Source organism: Sulfitobacter sp. F26204, from assembly GCF_026410305.1.
Taxonomy (GTDB): Bacteria; Pseudomonadota; Alphaproteobacteria; order Rhodobacterales; family Rhodobacteraceae; genus Sulfitobacter.
In genome coordinates this window covers 343,418-357,710 of the sequence record NZ_JAPMLQ010000001.1, presented here as the reverse complement: position 1 = coordinate 357,710, position 14,293 = coordinate 343,418, and the positions used below count along the sequence as shown (strand labels likewise).

Annotated in this window: 12 protein-coding genes; 4 read left to right on the top strand and 8 right to left on the bottom strand. The window is 51.2% G+C overall.

Annotated features, from left to right (window positions below; all coding sequences use genetic code 11):
- Positions 1 to 34: 34 nt before the first annotated feature.
- Entirely contained in the window at positions 35 to 1,765 is a 1,731-nt protein-coding gene (locus OS190_RS01675) for a glycosyltransferase family 61 protein (RefSeq protein WP_267156922.1), read from the bottom strand.
- Positions 1,766 to 1,930: 165 nt separating this feature from the next.
- Between OS190_RS01675 and mutS the strand changes: the two genes are divergently transcribed.
- On the top strand, positions 1,931 to 4,552 hold the full coding sequence (gene mutS / locus OS190_RS01670; protein ID WP_267157331.1) for a DNA mismatch repair protein MutS: 2,622 nt from the start codon (positions 1,931 to 1,933) through the stop codon (positions 4,550 to 4,552).
- Between the two features lie 37 nt (positions 4,553 to 4,589).
- On the opposite strand, the gene OS190_RS01665 is transcribed toward mutS, so the two are convergent.
- Both OS190_RS01665 and hrcA read right to left on the bottom strand, forming a co-directional pair.
- Positions 4,590 to 5,153 (bottom strand): nucleotide exchange factor GrpE, encoded by a 564-nt coding sequence (locus tag OS190_RS01665; RefSeq protein WP_267156921.1) that lies wholly within the window; start codon positions 5,151 to 5,153, stop codon positions 4,590 to 4,592.
- A gap of 10 nt (positions 5,154 to 5,163) precedes the next feature.
- Positions 5,164 to 6,198, bottom strand: a complete 1,035-nt coding sequence (gene hrcA / locus OS190_RS01660) for a heat-inducible transcriptional repressor HrcA (RefSeq protein WP_267157330.1) — start codon at positions 6,196 to 6,198, stop codon at positions 5,164 to 5,166.
- A gap of 141 nt (positions 6,199 to 6,339) precedes the next feature.
- On the opposite strand from hrcA, the gene rph reads away from it, so the two are divergent.
- Genes rph through hemW form a run of 3 tightly spaced genes read left to right on the top strand, consistent with a single transcriptional unit; the run spans position 6,340 to position 8,811 of the window.
- Positions 6,340 to 7,053: a ribonuclease PH gene (gene rph / locus OS190_RS01655; RefSeq protein ID WP_267156920.1), complete on the top strand. Its 714-nt coding sequence runs from the start codon at positions 6,340 to 6,342 to the stop codon at positions 7,051 to 7,053.
- Positions 7,050 to 7,661, top strand: coding sequence for an RdgB/HAM1 family non-canonical purine NTP pyrophosphatase (gene rdgB / locus OS190_RS01650; protein WP_267156919.1), 612 nt, complete (start codon positions 7,050 to 7,052; stop codon positions 7,659 to 7,661). The genes rph and rdgB overlap by 4 nt, the downstream gene beginning before the upstream one ends.
- A complete protein-coding gene (gene hemW / locus OS190_RS01645; RefSeq protein ID WP_267156918.1) occupies positions 7,654 to 8,811 on the top strand; it encodes a radical SAM family heme chaperone HemW in 1,158 nt (385 codons plus the stop codon). Before rdgB ends, hemW begins: the two co-directional genes overlap by 8 nt.
- Here hemW and OS190_RS01640 read toward each other — a convergent pair.
- Genes OS190_RS01640 through mnmE form a run of 5 tightly spaced genes read right to left on the bottom strand, consistent with a single transcriptional unit; the run spans position 8,808 to position 14,273 of the window.
- Positions 8,808 to 9,701, bottom strand: a complete 894-nt coding sequence (locus OS190_RS01640; RefSeq protein WP_267156917.1) for a ParB/RepB/Spo0J family partition protein — start codon at positions 9,699 to 9,701, stop codon at positions 8,808 to 8,810. The two genes, hemW and OS190_RS01640, sit on opposite strands and share 4 nt — an antisense overlap.
- Positions 9,702 to 9,712: 11 nt before the next feature.
- Positions 9,713 to 10,513 (bottom strand): ParA family protein, encoded by an 801-nt coding sequence (locus OS190_RS01635; RefSeq protein ID WP_267156916.1) that lies wholly within the window; start codon positions 10,511 to 10,513, stop codon positions 9,713 to 9,715.
- Positions 10,506 to 11,114: a 16S rRNA (guanine(527)-N(7))-methyltransferase RsmG gene (rsmG, locus tag OS190_RS01630; RefSeq protein ID WP_267156915.1), complete on the bottom strand. Its 609-nt coding sequence runs from the start codon at positions 11,112 to 11,114 to the stop codon at positions 10,506 to 10,508. The genes OS190_RS01635 and rsmG overlap by 8 nt, the downstream gene beginning before the upstream one ends.
- On the bottom strand, positions 11,111 to 12,973 hold the full coding sequence (mnmG, locus tag OS190_RS01625; protein ID WP_267156914.1) for a tRNA uridine-5-carboxymethylaminomethyl(34) synthesis enzyme MnmG: 1,863 nt from the start codon (positions 12,971 to 12,973) through the stop codon (positions 11,111 to 11,113). Before mnmG ends, rsmG begins: the two co-directional genes overlap by 4 nt.
- A 13-nt stretch (positions 12,974 to 12,986) precedes the next feature.
- On the bottom strand, positions 12,987 to 14,273 hold the full coding sequence (gene mnmE, locus OS190_RS01620; RefSeq protein WP_267156913.1) for a tRNA uridine-5-carboxymethylaminomethyl(34) synthesis GTPase MnmE: 1,287 nt from the start codon (positions 14,271 to 14,273) through the stop codon (positions 12,987 to 12,989).
- Between the last annotated feature and the right edge of the window lie 20 nt (positions 14,274 to 14,293).

Sequence of the window (14,293 nt, the reverse complement as noted above, 5' to 3'; positions counted from 1 at the left end):
TTTGATCGCGCAAACGTACAATCACGCCGCTCCGTCACGCCACAAAACGCACCCACTCGTGATTGCCGACAAAAGCGTCGTACCTGTCAGGAAAATCAGACTTGAGCATCGCAAGCGCCCAACGGATCACCTGAGGTCTGTCACAATGGTTGGCACACCAGATCATTCGAACCAAAGTTTGCCAGCGTGTTGGATCGGCCTTATGTGCCATGTCCAGCGCCAAGAGCTCCGACTTCGGCTCTCCCAGTTCCTTGTGACAGTCCGCCTTGATCAAGCAAAGCCGCGCATGTTGGCACACCAGTTCATTATGTTTTTCCAGTAAACCAATCGCTTGTTCCGCCGCACCTGCCTGCAAGACCTCACCCGCAAGCTGGGCAAGAACACGGGGCCTGTTGAGTTCAGGATAATGCCCCAGAATCGTGACGATAAAGGCCATGATCTGGCTGATCGCCCGCTTTGAAAGCGAGGCGGCAACTATACCATCTTTCTCAAAAACAGGCTCTATCAAGGGATTTTCGGAACGAAAGTCTCCATAGAAACTGATGTACTTGCAACCGGATGCATGTGCGACAGGCCAGAAATCGCCCCATCGGAATTGCGCCGTTTGCAGTGTACCGATCTCTATCACATAAGTATTCGGTCCGGCGAACAACATGTTCGTAAATCCCGCACCATGATATGAAACCATTACTTCGGCGCGCGCCATGAGGGCGATTTGCTCCAATGGGCTGAGGCTCTCGAAAACAACATATTCAAACCCGAACATCTCCAGGTGTTCGTACAGGATTTCTTCGCCTTCCATCTGCCGGGAACGACTTTGACGCGTATCGCGCCCTGCGAAAAACCGCTTTGGCAGGTGATCAAAGGTCTTCCCTTCAATCGCCCGCAGGGCACGCGCCCGTAAGGACATCAAATTGCGACTGACCGCATTCATCGCCAGTGGCACACGCGTTTCGATGGGTTGAACGCCGCCCTGTTGCTGCATGGCAGCCGGCATCAAGGCGTCCAAACCGTCGAAATCGGCAGCCGGTGCCATATGGTGACCACCTATCAGATCAAAACAGGTCAAGACCTTTGCATAATCCTTTGGCACCCGTTCAAAGAAAATTCGGTCTTTGAACTCCGGAAACAAGGCTTCGGCAAAAGCTTTGGCAAAGGGTTTCTGCTTGCTCTCGTGATTGGGAAAATGGAAATATATTTTTCCCTGAAAATCCAGGCCGTCCAGAACCGTCAGCTGGCTCAGGGACTCTGTCATAAAGTGATAATAGTTAAAGGTATTGCGACATTCGACAGCAAAGCAAACATCCGCGCCCAGCAACCCGGAGTACAACGGCAGTTCCTTGCCTTCGTTACGTTCCCGGCAGGATGCAAAAAAATCGTTTAACCGTTGATCAGGATCAAAATCTGCTGCCTCGTTTTCCCAACGGTACCTGTTAATGACCCGGGTGGCCGCCGCTCCGCTCAACATCACGCGGTCTCGGGCAAAGACAAAGGATTTGCGAAAGGTGGCACGGTCCAACATTACCGGCACTGCGTTGACCTCGACCGGTTTGGAAAAGCGTCTGTTTTTGTTGGTGCCTTTCAGAAAGTGATCAATCTTTTGATTGATTTCATGATGGGCGCTTGCCGCGAAGCCGACAATATTCGCCCCCTTCATCGGTCGCCAGACATATTCTGGCTCAAGCAACAGTCGAAAGCCCGGATCTCGCCATGGATTCAGGAACAATACGTCCGGTGGCAGGGTCAGATCAGTTTTGTTGCGCACAGGCTTTCTATTGCTTTCTTGCTCGTTCCTCGGATGTTTTAACATGAATGACCAACCCGTCTAGCGCCAAGCCATGCTTGGCGCCTCTTTCCACGCCGAGCGTGGTTTTGTACAGACAGGGGACTCTTGGGAGATGCCTGCGTGAGCGATTCAAAAACAACGCCAATGATGACGCAATATCTTGAGATTAAGGCGGCGCACGAGGGTGCATTGCTTTTTTACCGGATGGGCGATTTCTATGAGATGTTCTTTGACGATGCTGTCGCCGCCGCAGAAGCGCTGGATATTGCCCTTACCAAACGTGGAAAGCATGAAGGCAACGACATTCCGATGTGCGGTGTTCCGGTTCACGCCGCCGAAGGGTATTTTCTAACCCTGATCCGCAAGGGTTTTCGTGTCGCTGTTTGTGAACAGATGGAAAGCCCTGCCGAAGCAAAAAAGCGGGGTTACAAATCAGTTGTCCACCGGGAAGTCGTCCGATTAGTAACACCTGGCACCCTGACCGAAGACACGCTTCTTGAAGCGCGGCGGCACAATTTTCTCGCTTGTTTTGCAGAGGTACGTGAAACCTGTGCGCTGGCCTGGGTCGATATATCGACTGGGGCCTTCCATGTCATGCCGCTGTCCAGGGTTAACCTTGCTCCGGAACTTGCCCGGTTGGCACCTTCCGAAGTGATCCTATCAGAAACACAAGAAAACGAATTGCGCGGTTTGGTTTCTGAATTTGGAGCTGCAGTGTCGGGTTTGGGCCGATCGGCATTTGACAGTACTAATGCCGAAAAGCGGATTTGTAGTTTGTTCAACATCGCAACTCTCGATGCATTTGGCACATTTGATCGCGCAGAAGTGTCTGCCATGGGCGCGCTCATAAGTTACCTGGAGCTCACTCAAAAGGGAAAATTACCATTGCTGCGCTCACCACAAAAGGAAAGTGGTGCCCGCACTGTACAAATTGACGCCGCAACACGACGAAATCTGGAATTGACCCAAGCGCTGAGTGGGGGGAGGGTCGGATCACTGCTCGCCCTGATGGACAACACTTGTACTTCAGTCGGCGCTCGTTTGCTCGAACGCCGGATTTCCAGCCCATCACGGATCGGCAAAATTGTGAACGCCCGACTGGATGCTGTAAGTTTTGGTTTTGAAAATATGCGTCTGCGACGGGAAATTCGTGACTGCCTGCGCAAAGTACCCGATCTGGATCGCGCCTTGTCGCGGCTCGCCCTTGATCGCGGTGGGCCGCGTGACCTGGCCGCGGTGCGCAACGGTTTGGCCGAGGCAACCAAGATTTCAGAACAATTACATCAAGTCGAACTGCCCGAACTGCTTAAGATTGCACAGAAGGATCTATACGGGCATGAAGAGTTGATTGCGCTGCTACAAAGCGCTCTTGTCGTGGAACCGCCTATGTTGATCCGCGATGGCGGATTTATCGCGCCAGGTTACCATGCCGAACTGGATGAAGCGCGCAAACTGCGCGATGAGGGGCGCGGTGTAATCGCAGCCATGCAAAGCCAGTTTATCTCTGAAACCGGGATTTCTGCGCTTAAGATCAAGCACAACAATGTGCTTGGCTATTTCGTGGAAACCACAGCCACCCATGCAGAAAAGATGCTGTCACCACCTTTGTCCGAGACATTCATCCACCGGCAAACCACGGCCAATCAGGTGCGCTTTACCACAGTTGAATTATCTCAGTTGGAAACAAAAATCCTGAACGCGGGCAATCGTGCTCTTGAGATCGAAAAGCGGCTCTATGAAAAACTGAAAGCCCAGATCCTCAATTCCGCTGCTACGATTAGCCAAACCTCGACAAGCATTGCAGAACTTGATCTGGCCTTCTCTTTGGCAGAATTGGCCAGCGCCGAAAATTGGACTCGACCAAAGGTTGACGACAGCCGCGCATTTGTGATTCAGGGTGGTCGTCACCCTGTTGTTGAACGCGCCTTGGCTCAGCAGGACGGGCAAACATTTGTTGCGAATGACTGCGATCTGAGTGTCGCTGAAAATGCAGCAAATATCTGGCTACTGACCGGTCCCAACATGGCAGGTAAATCGACCTTTTTACGGCAAAACGCGCTGATAGCCTTGATGGCTCAGATGGGCAGCTTTGTTCCTGCTACCTCTGCACATATCGGGATCGTCAGCCAGTTGTTCAGTCGCGTAGGCGCATCGGATGATCTTGCCCGCGGGCGCTCAACCTTCATGGTGGAAATGGTTGAGACAGCTGCAATTCTCAATCAGGCGGATGATCGCGCTTTGGTCATCCTTGATGAGATCGGTCGAGGTACAGCTACCTATGACGGTCTTTCCATCGCCTGGGCCACGCTTGAGCACCTGCACGACGTCAACAGGTCACGTGCCCTTTTTGCCACGCACTATCACGAAATGACCGCTTTGTCGTCCAAGCTGGATGGCGTCGACAATGCCACCGTCGCCGTCAAGGAGTGGGAAGGCGAAGTCATTTTCTTGCATGAAGTGCGAAAAGGTGCCGCGGACAGGTCTTATGGCGTTCAGGTTGCACAGCTTGCGGGATTGCCGGACAGTGTGATCGCCCGCGCACGTGTTGTATTGGAGGCGCTGGAAAAAGGGGAACGTGAGGGTGGAGTTAAACAAAAAACGCTAATCGACGATCTACCCTTATTTTCCGCAACACCGATCCCTGCACCGCCTGCAGCCAAAGTTTCAGCGGTTGAGGAACAACTAAACCAGATCATCCCTGATGAGCTTTCCCCGCGTGAGGCGCTCGATTTGCTTTATAAACTTAAAGAAGCGGCCAAATCCTGACCGCTTCGCTTTAGGAATGAAAAGGAACTGCGTTCACTTAATCCGCTGGCTGCGATGATACGCCTACTTGTGCAGGGCGCAGCAATCTGTCGTGTAACATGAATCCTTCTGCAGCGACTTGAATGATTTCACCTGTCTTGGTGCCCGGTACCGGTGCCTCGAACATCGCCTGATGCTGCTGCGGATCGAATTTGTCACCGATCACTGGTGAAATAATTTCAATCCCATGTTTCTTGAACACGTTCAACAATTCCCGCATGGTAAGTTCAACCCCTTCAAGCAGAGCCCCTGAAACAGAACGTTGTTCCTCCGTGGCGGCATCCAGCGCACGCTTCATGTTATCGTAGACCGGCAGCATGTCGCGTGCGAGCTTGGAGCCACCATAGTTCTCTGCCTCACGGCGGTCCTTGTCAGACCTCTTGCGTGCATTTTCTGCATCGGCCAGCGCACGCATGAAACGGTCTTTTAGCTCATCCCGTTCGGCGCGTAGCTGATCCAGTTCCAGTTCTTCATCACCAATCTCTGCTTCAGCGTCTGCGAATTCTTCCGCCATCGCTTCTTCCAGATTATCCAGAAATTCGTTCTCGTTTGACTCTACCATTTCTTCACCTTTAGCTGCGGTCGGACACCAGTTTGCCAACCAGCTGTGCCGTATAATTCACGATTGGAACAATGCGCCCATAGTTCAAACGCGTGGGGCCAATCACCCCAACTGCTCCAATCACCTTGCGGTCAGCGTTCATATAAGGGGAAACCACGAGAGAGGAACCCGAAAGTGAGAAAAGTTTGTTCTCCGAGCCAATAAAGATTCGAACACCCTGACCTTCTTCCGTCAGATCAAGGAATTCAGTGATGTCTCGCTTGCGTTCGAGATCATCAAACAAACTTTTGATCCGTGCGAGATCGGCTTCTTCAGCTTCGTTTGCCAAAAGGTTGGACCGTCCCCGGACGATAAGACGTTCGGAATTTTCATCGTCACCGGTCCACAGCGCAAGACCGCTTTCGACAAGCTGACGCGCCAGTGTGTCTATCTCCTGCCGTCGTTGTTCCATCTCTTTGATAACTGAACGCTGCACTTCGCTGATCGTTTTGCCTTCAACAATCGCATTCAGAAAATTTGCGGCCTCGCGCATAGAACTGGGGGTTTGGCCGGGTGGTGGTGTAAACAAACGGTTTTCAACATGACCATCCGAAAACACCAGAACCACCAAAGCACGTTCAGCCGACAGGGATACAAACTCTATATGTTTGATCGGTGCTTCATGTTTTGGCGTCAGAACGAGCGAGGCACCCTGCGTCACGCCCGAAAGAGCCGATCCCACCCGATCCAACAGCCCGCTCATGTCGGCGGCATTATCGCCCATGGTCGCATCAATCTTTTCACGGTCCACATCAGTTGGATCGCCTATCTCGATCATCCCATCGACAAACATCCGCAAGCCAAGCTGTGTCGGGATGCGGCCCGCGCTGACATGCGGCGATCCTAGTACGCCCAAATACTCCAGATCCTGCATCACATTGCGGATCGTCGCCGCACTTACCTTTTCGCTGAAATCCCGGGTCAAGGTTCGAGAACCCACAGGATCACCGTTTGCAAGATACCCTTCGACCACGCGACGAAATACTTCGCGGGAGCGATCATTCATTTCTCGCAAGATGTTCGAGGTTTCGGATTTAGGTTCTATCATAGCCTTGCCAATAAAGATGCAGGAACAGCAAACGTCAATCAGGGTTGCATCCTGTTGTCCTGGGACGGTATCCCAAGCCAACATCAAAAAGGATATAATATGCGTCCCTCTGGCCGGAAACTCGATGAAATGCGCGCTGTCTCAGTTGAGGTAGGCTTTACCAAACATGCGGAAGGCTCTGCCCTGATCAAGGTTGGCGATACACATGTGTTATGCACCGCGACAATCGAAGATCGCGTGCCGCCTTTTATCAAGGGTTCGGGACTTGGTTGGGTCACCGCAGAATACGGGATGCTGCCCCGCGCGACAAATACACGAATGCGGCGTGAGGCAGCAGCGGGCAAACAGGGTGGGCGGACTGTTGAAATCCAGCGATTGATCGGCCGTGCCTTGCGGGCCGGTGTTGACCGTGTCGCGCTGGGTGAACGACAGATTACTGTAGATTGTGACGTATTGCAGGCCGATGGAGGTACACGCTGTGCGTCAATCACCGGAGGTTGGATTGCCCTGCGTCTGGCTGTGAACAAGCTGATGAAAGCAGGCGATGTGATCACTGATCCCCTGACCGATCCGGTTGCTGCGATCAGCTGTGGCATTTACGCCGGTCAACCAGTCATGGACCTGGACTACCCCGAAGATTCCGAAGCTGGTGTAGACGGTAATTTCATCATGACAGGGTCCGGCCGGTTGATCGAAATTCAAATGAGCGCAGAAGGATCGACTTTTTCCCGGGAACAAATGAACCACCTGATGGACCTTTCCGAAAAAGGAATTGGTGAACTTGTCGCCATTCAGAAAAGTGTAACGGCGTGACACGCAAGTTCACCGGAGATCGCATCTTGGTAGCAACGCATAACGTTGGCAAGCTCGCTGAGATGCAGCAATTGTTTGCGCCACATGGTGTCACTGTTGTCGGCGCAGCGGAATTGAACCTGCCTGAACCCGAAGAAACTGAAGATACCTTTGTAGGTAATGCCCGTATCAAGGCACATGCAGCGGCCAAGGCAACAGGAATGCCTGCATTGTCAGATGATTCCGGCATAGAGGTTGAGGCACTGGATGATGCGCCAGGTGTATATACCGCCGATTGGGCAGAAACCCCGAATGGGCGGGACTTTTTGATGGCAATGACCAAAACGCATAAATTGCTTGAAGAAAAATCCGCGCCGCATCCGCGCCGCGCCAGATTCTGTGCCACCATGGTTCTGGCATGGCCCGACGGACATGACGAAGTTTTCGAAGGCCGCGTCAACGGCCATCTTGTCTGGCCTCTGCGCGGTGAACTTGGCCATGGTTATGATCCAATGTTTCAACCCGACGGTCACGATCAAACCTTTGCCGAAATGAAGCCGTCGCAGAAAAACAAGATCAGTCATCGCGCGGATGTGTTCGCCAAGGTACTGAAAGGCTGTTTTGAATAGCGACTGGCAACTCGGAGGTTTTGGCCTCTATTTGCATTGGCCCTTTTGCGAGGCCAAATGTCCCTATTGTGACTTCAACAGCCATGTTTCAAACAGCATAGATCAAAAAGCGTGGCGCGATGCCTATCTCATTGAACTGAAACGCGCCGCATCTGAAACCCAAGGTCGCACTCTAAGCGCGGTCTTCTTTGGCGGCGGCACACCCAGTTTGATGGATCCTGAAACCGTCGCTGAAATCATCAATACCATTCGCACGCTCTGGCCCACATCAAACGATCTGGAAATCACACTTGAAGCGAACCCAAGTTCGGTAGAAGCGGATCGCTTCGACGCCTTCCGGCAAGCGGGCGTTAACCGTGTTTCAATGGGGATACAGGCCTTGAACGATATCGACCTAAAAAGGCTTGGCCGTCTTCACAATACGAACGAAGCACTTGCTGCGTTCGAAATTGCGCGCAGTCATTTTGACAGGGTAAGTTTCGATCTGATCTATGGCCGTCAGGATCAAACCTGTGCTGCATGGGAAAAAGAACTGAAACAGGCTCTAACAATGGCGATTGATCACATTTCTCTGTATCAACTAACCATTGAAAATGGCACCGCGTTCGGTGATCGTTATGCGCGCGGTAAACTAAAAGGGTTACCGAACGAAGATCTGGGTGCTGATATGTTCCAGGTCACACAGGAGATATGTGAGACTTTCGGAATGCCGGCTTATGAGGTCTCCAATCATGCGCGTGATGGGGCACAATCACGACACAACCTGATCTATTGGCGGTACGGTGACTATTTAGGTATCGGACCCGGTGCCCATGGCCGGTTGACACTGAACGGCACAAAGTTTGCAACCGAGTGTTACAGCAACCCAAAGCGTTGGCTGGATGGCGTTGCAAATGGGCTGACAGAGCGTCCCCGTCAATCGCTTTCGAGAAAGGATCAGGCAATAGAATTCCTGCTAATGGGTCTTAGGGTGAAAGAAGGAATCTCGCTTTCACGATTTGCACAGATTAACGGCGCGCCATTAGACCAATCGGCGATAGATCATCTTGTTGATATTTCCATGATTCATGTCGAAAAAGATAGATTAATCGTTTTGGATCAGGGTGTTATGATACTTAATGCCGTCATCGAAAGCCTTTTGCCGGTTTAACTTCCGCTTAATAGCCGACAAAGGGCATCCAGTTCATCAAGCGACTTGTATTGCACCACAAGACGTCCGACCTCTTGTCCCGCTTTGTGATCTAGGGAAACTCTCATTCCCAGCGTCGCCGACAAATCCCCTTCAAGCGCGACGGTATCTGCGTCCTTTTCATCCGAAACAGCAGATTTTGGCTTGGCTGCAGTATTGGTATTCGTAGCTTCTTTCTTTACCAGGGCTTCCGCAGCTCTGACAGAAAGACCGCCTTTGATGATCTGTTTCGCCAGACCAACCGGATCCGTTGCAGGAATTAGCGCCCGCGCGTGGCCTGCGCTCAAATCACCGCTCCTGACCATATCAACCACAGCTTCCGGAAGATTCAAAAGCCGCATGAGGTTTGCAATGTGACTTCGGCTTTTTCCCAAAGCTTCAGCCAGCTTTTCCTGGGTGTGCCCGAATTTTTCCATCAGTTGGCGATAGCCGGCAGCTTCTTCAATTGCGTTGAGATCTGCACGCTGAATGTTTTCAATTATCGCAACTTCCAAAACCTCAACATCGGTAAAATCACGTATAATCACTGGCAATGCATGCAGCTGAGCAATCTGAGCTGCGCGCCAGCGGCGCTCACCCGCCACGATTTCAAACTGATGATCACCGATTTTCCGAACGATCAAGGGCTGAATGACACCCTTTTCCCTTATCGACGCCGCAAGATCAGCTAGGTCGTCTTTTTGAAAATGCTTGCGGGGTTGATCTGGGTTCGGCGAAATTTGCTCAATAGGAATAAGCTGTTCAGCAGCTTGCGGCCCCTGCGATGCAATGGTTTCAGTTTCAGCAACGTCAGCCATCAAAGCCGACAATCCACGCCCAAGACCACGTTTACGCTCTGGTTTGTCAGCCATCTTATTCTCCCTCACGATTTGTTATTCTCAATCACTTCCCGTGCCAAAGCCCGGTAGGCCAATGCACCTTTCGACTGGCTATCATAGTTCAAAACCGGCATCGCAAAACTTGGAGCCTCGGAAACGCGGACATTGCGCGGAATCATGGTTTTGAACACAAGATCTCCCAGATTTGACCGCGCATCATTTTCCACTTGCTGAGACAGGTTATTGCGCCTGTCATACATGGTTAGCACAACACCCTCGATCCGCAATTCTTTGTTGCCACTCTGGCGTACTTCCCGGATTGTCATCATCAACTGGCTTAACCCTTCCAAAGCAAAAAATTCGCTTTGCAAAGGCACAAGAACTGAATGCGCTGCAATCATTGCATTTACGGTAAGCAAGTTCAGTGAAGGCGGGCAATCTATCAAGATAAAATCGAACCCAAATTCGTCCATCTGAATTTGTCGCAACGCATCATAAAGCAGAAAACTGCGCTTTTCATTCGACATCAATTCGATGTCAGCAGAACTCAGGTCCACGGTCGCAGGCACGATGCAAAGCCCCCGATAGTCTGTTTCCTGAATGACTTCGTTCAAATCCAGGTCTTCTAGGAGCAATTCATATGTAGTAAATTCCCGGTCATCCACGTCAATGCCCAAGCCGGTCGAAGCATTTCCCTGCGGATCAAGATCAACCAACAGAACACGCTTGCCTTGCTCGACCATGGCAGCGGCCAAATTTATTGTCGTTGTGGTTTTACCTACGCCACCCTTTTGGTTTGCCACTGCAATTATTTTCGGACCTTTCGGGCGGGATAAATCAGACACGAGCGATATCCTTGATCTTTAAAATTGCAGCATCGGGATGTGATTTGCTTTTAACCGCCTCGCAAGAATATGACCACATCTCGCGCGCTGATTTGTCTTCTTGCTGCCATTGGCCACCTTTCAGGAAAAGTGCCACGCCCTCTGGATCAAGATGTCTATCAGCAAAGTCACATAGCGTTGACAGACCTGCCAGTGCTCGTGCAGTGAGAACGTCAGCGGCAAGAGGCTCAACTTTTTCAATTCTTTCAGAGATGACCGTCGCACGCAGTCCCAACTCACGGATTGCTGTGCGTAGAAAAGTTGCTTTGCGCTGATCGCTCTCTACCAGTGTGAATTGTTGATCAGCACCAGCTCCCTTTGAAAGCAAAGCAACCACAATAGCGGGAAAGCCGCCACCGCTGCCCAGATCAACCCAATGCCCCGCCTGGGGTGCAAGTTCGAATAGTTGGGCTGAGTCCAGAATATGCCTGTCCCACAGATCAGCTAAACTTTGCTTTGATACCAAATTGATTTTAGCGGTCCACTTTTCTACAAGCATTGCAAAAGCCTCAAGCTCCTGCAATGTTTCACGTGAAACATTGAGCCCGTCGCGCTTCATCATGCAGACATCTGACTGTTCGAGCGGCGTAATTGGGCCAAAATCAACGTCAAGGCCGCAGGTGTAATCCCGTCAATCCTGGCCGCTTGAGCAAGAGTCTCAGGTCGAACCGAAGACAATTTTGACTTCAATTCGTTGGACAGTCCATTTAGCGCAGAATAGTCAAAATCCTGTGGGATCTTGTGCGCTTCATCTCTTTTCAACACATCAATCTCAGCTTGCTGACGTGGTAAGTAATTTGAATAAAGCGCATCTCTTTCGATCTGGGCACGAATATCGGGTCCGACGCGCGCGAGATCTGGTTCAAGTTGGATCAGATCTCCAAATGCAATGTTGGGAAAGGAGAGCAATTGAAACCCTGTTCTCCGTGTCCCATCCTGGCTGACAGCTAAACCCGCTTCAACCGCTTCTGACGGTGTATAGGTTTTTTTTGTCAGAATGGCGCGTGCTTTATCCAATTTATCTTGCTTGTTTGTATAGGCTTCAACCCGAGCATCTGACGCACAGCCCAACTTGATCGCAACTGGCGTTAACCGTTGGTCAGCATTGTCTGCGCGCAGGGACAATCGAAACTCTGCACGTGAGGTAAACATTCGATACGGTTCCGTCACACCGCGTGTGATCAAATCGTCGATCATTACACCAATGTAGCTTTCTGCGCGACTGAAGGAAACGATGTCTTGGCCCTGCGCTGCCCGCGCAGCATTCAGCCCAGCCACCAGACCTTGCGCCGCGGCTTCTTCATAGCCGGTCGTACCGTTGATTTGACCTGCCAAATACAAGCCAGTTACCGAACGAAGTTCCAGCGTACTTTTTAGCGCTCTTGGGTCAACGTAATCATATTCAATCGCATATCCCGGCTGCAGGATTTCAGCAGATTCCAATCCTCGGATTGATCTAACGTAATCCAGCTGAACATCTTCGGGCAAGGACGTCGAAATACCGTTCGGATAGATCGTGTGATCATTAACCCCTTCGGGCTCCAGAAAAATTTGGTGCGACGTCTTATCAGAAAATCGCACAACTTTATCCTCTATGGACGGGCAATACCGGGGACCGATGCCATCAATATGCCCCCCATACATCGCGGATCTTTTCAAATTGTTTCGAATAATGTTGTGAGTTTTTTCGTTGGTATGGGTAATCCCGCATGCAATCTGTTGGGCAGAAACAGAATTGGACATAAATGAAAACAAAACCGGCTCATCATCGCCTGGCTGATTGTCCAGAATATTCCAATCGATCGTTCTTCCATTTAAACGAGGGGGTGTCCCGGTCTTTAATCGCCCCATTTGCAAGTCAAGGCTATCCATCCGCTCAGCCAACTTGACGGATGCCTTATCGCCCATGCGTCCACCAGGACGTGATACATCACCAATATGAATAACGCCCCGCAGAAATGTACCGGTTGTCAGAACAACCGCGCTCGCGCGCACTAACTCTCCTCCTGCCAATTCTACGCCAATAATTCGTCCATTCTCTATTATGAAATCTGTCACTTCAGCTTCCACAATATCAAGCTTGGGCTGATTGATCGTCTCCGCTAGCATTTCACTTTGATAGATTTTGCGATCGGCCTGAGCGCGCGGACCTTGAACAGCGGGTCCCTTCCGGCGATTCAACAGCCGGAACTGTATCCCGGCTTTATCAGCGACCCGTCCCATGACACCGTCCATCGCATCGATCTCCCGCACAAGATGACCTTTCCCAAGGCCACCTATCGCTGGATTGCAAGACATAACGCCAATCCCATCCCGGGACATGGTAATCAATGCGGTTTCGGCCCCCATTCGAGCGGACGCATGTGCTGCTTCAGCGCCCGCGTGGCCGCCGCCGATTACTATGACTTCATAATGTTTCACGTGAAACACCTCATCACTTGCCAATACAAAAGCTCAGGAAAATCTCATCCAGCAAATTTTCCACACCGATCCTGCCAACGACGGATTCCAATGCCCGAATTACAGACCTCAATTCCTCAGCAGCAATATCATAACTGTCACTGCCCAAACTCAGGGTTTCTCGTACCAACTGCAAGCCCGTCAATGCAACAGACATCGCAACACGATGCCGTTCATGTGTTGCAACGCCAACCGCAGCGCTTCGATGGCTCAAAACGTCAATGACCTGCGAAAGCAGATTAGAAATCCCTTCGCCTGTCTTTCCCGAAACTGCGTTTTTCACGTCAGGAAACAGATCCGCCTTTGGATGCAAAACAATATCACCTTCAACAGGTTCAAGTGGCAAGACTTCACCTTCCTTTACAAGGAAAATTCGTAAATCGGCAGCCAAAGCGCGCTCTTTTGCACGCAAGATACCAAGCTGTTCAACAATTTCGGAGGTCTCTCGCAATCCAGCAGTGTCCAACAAGGTAACTGGTATGCCTTCAAGATGCATCCGCACTTCAACGACGTCGCGCGTGGTTCCAGCAACTTCTGATGTAATTGCGGCGTCGCGACCGGCCAGTGCATTTAACAAAGTGGACTTTCCAGCGTTGGGGGCACCAACAATTGCAACTTCGAAACCGGAACGAATGCGTTCTGCAACCCTCGAGCCTTCAACTTCCTTACTTATCGCCGTTGCAACTCCATTCAACAAACCGGTGACCTCGGGGGTCACGTCAACTGGAACATCTTCATCTGCAAAATCAATTGTAGCCTCAAGTAGCGCGGCTGCGCGAATAAGATCGGCGCGCCAACTATCGACCAATAAGGCCAAATTACCAGAGAGAACCCGAACGGCCTGCTTACGCTGAACTTCGGTTTCGGCATCAATCAGATCAGCAAGACCTTCAACCTGCGTCAGATCCAAACGACCATTTTCCAATGCACGGCGCGTGAATTCACCTGGTTCAGCCAGCCGAGCGCCGCTGAAATCCGAAAGAAGCTCCATGACCTTACTCATAACCGCGATACTACCATGAAGATGCAGTTCGACGACATTCTCCCCGGTAAAACTTTTCGGCTCGGCGAAGGGTATGACAATGGCTTGATCGATGGTTTCGCCGTCACGATTCTTGATCAATCGGAGTCCGGCCTTATGCGACGGTGGCAATGAACCTGCCAGAGTCTTCGCAATCAAAAACGCATCAGGTCCAGAAATCCGCACAACCGAAACACCGGCACGCCCTGTGGCAGTCGCCTGAGCGAAAATCGTATCCATTTTTACATAACCTTTTGTTA

Coding starts and splice junctions, on each gene's coding strand:
- mutS (WP_267157331.1), top strand. CDS start 1,931: ATGATGACGCAATATCTTGAGATTAAGGCGGCGCACGAGGGTGCATTG.
- OS190_RS01665 (WP_267156921.1), bottom strand. CDS start 5,153: ATGGTAGAGTCAAACGAGAACGAATTTCTGGATAATCTGGAAGAAGCG.
- hrcA (WP_267157330.1), bottom strand. CDS start 6,198: ATGAATGATCGCTCCCGCGAAGTATTTCGTCGCGTGGTCGAAGGGTAT.
- rph (WP_267156920.1), top strand. CDS start 6,340: ATGCGTCCCTCTGGCCGGAAACTCGATGAAATGCGCGCTGTCTCAGTT.
- OS190_RS01640 (WP_267156917.1), bottom strand. CDS start 9,701: ATGGCTGACAAACCAGAGCGTAAACGTGGTCTTGGGCGTGGATTGTCG.
- rsmG (WP_267156915.1), bottom strand. CDS start 11,114: ATGATGAAGCGCGACGGGCTCAATGTTTCACGTGAAACATTGCAGGAG.
- mnmE (WP_267156913.1), bottom strand. CDS start 14,273: ATGGATACGATTTTCGCTCAGGCGACTGCCACAGGGCGTGCCGGTGTT.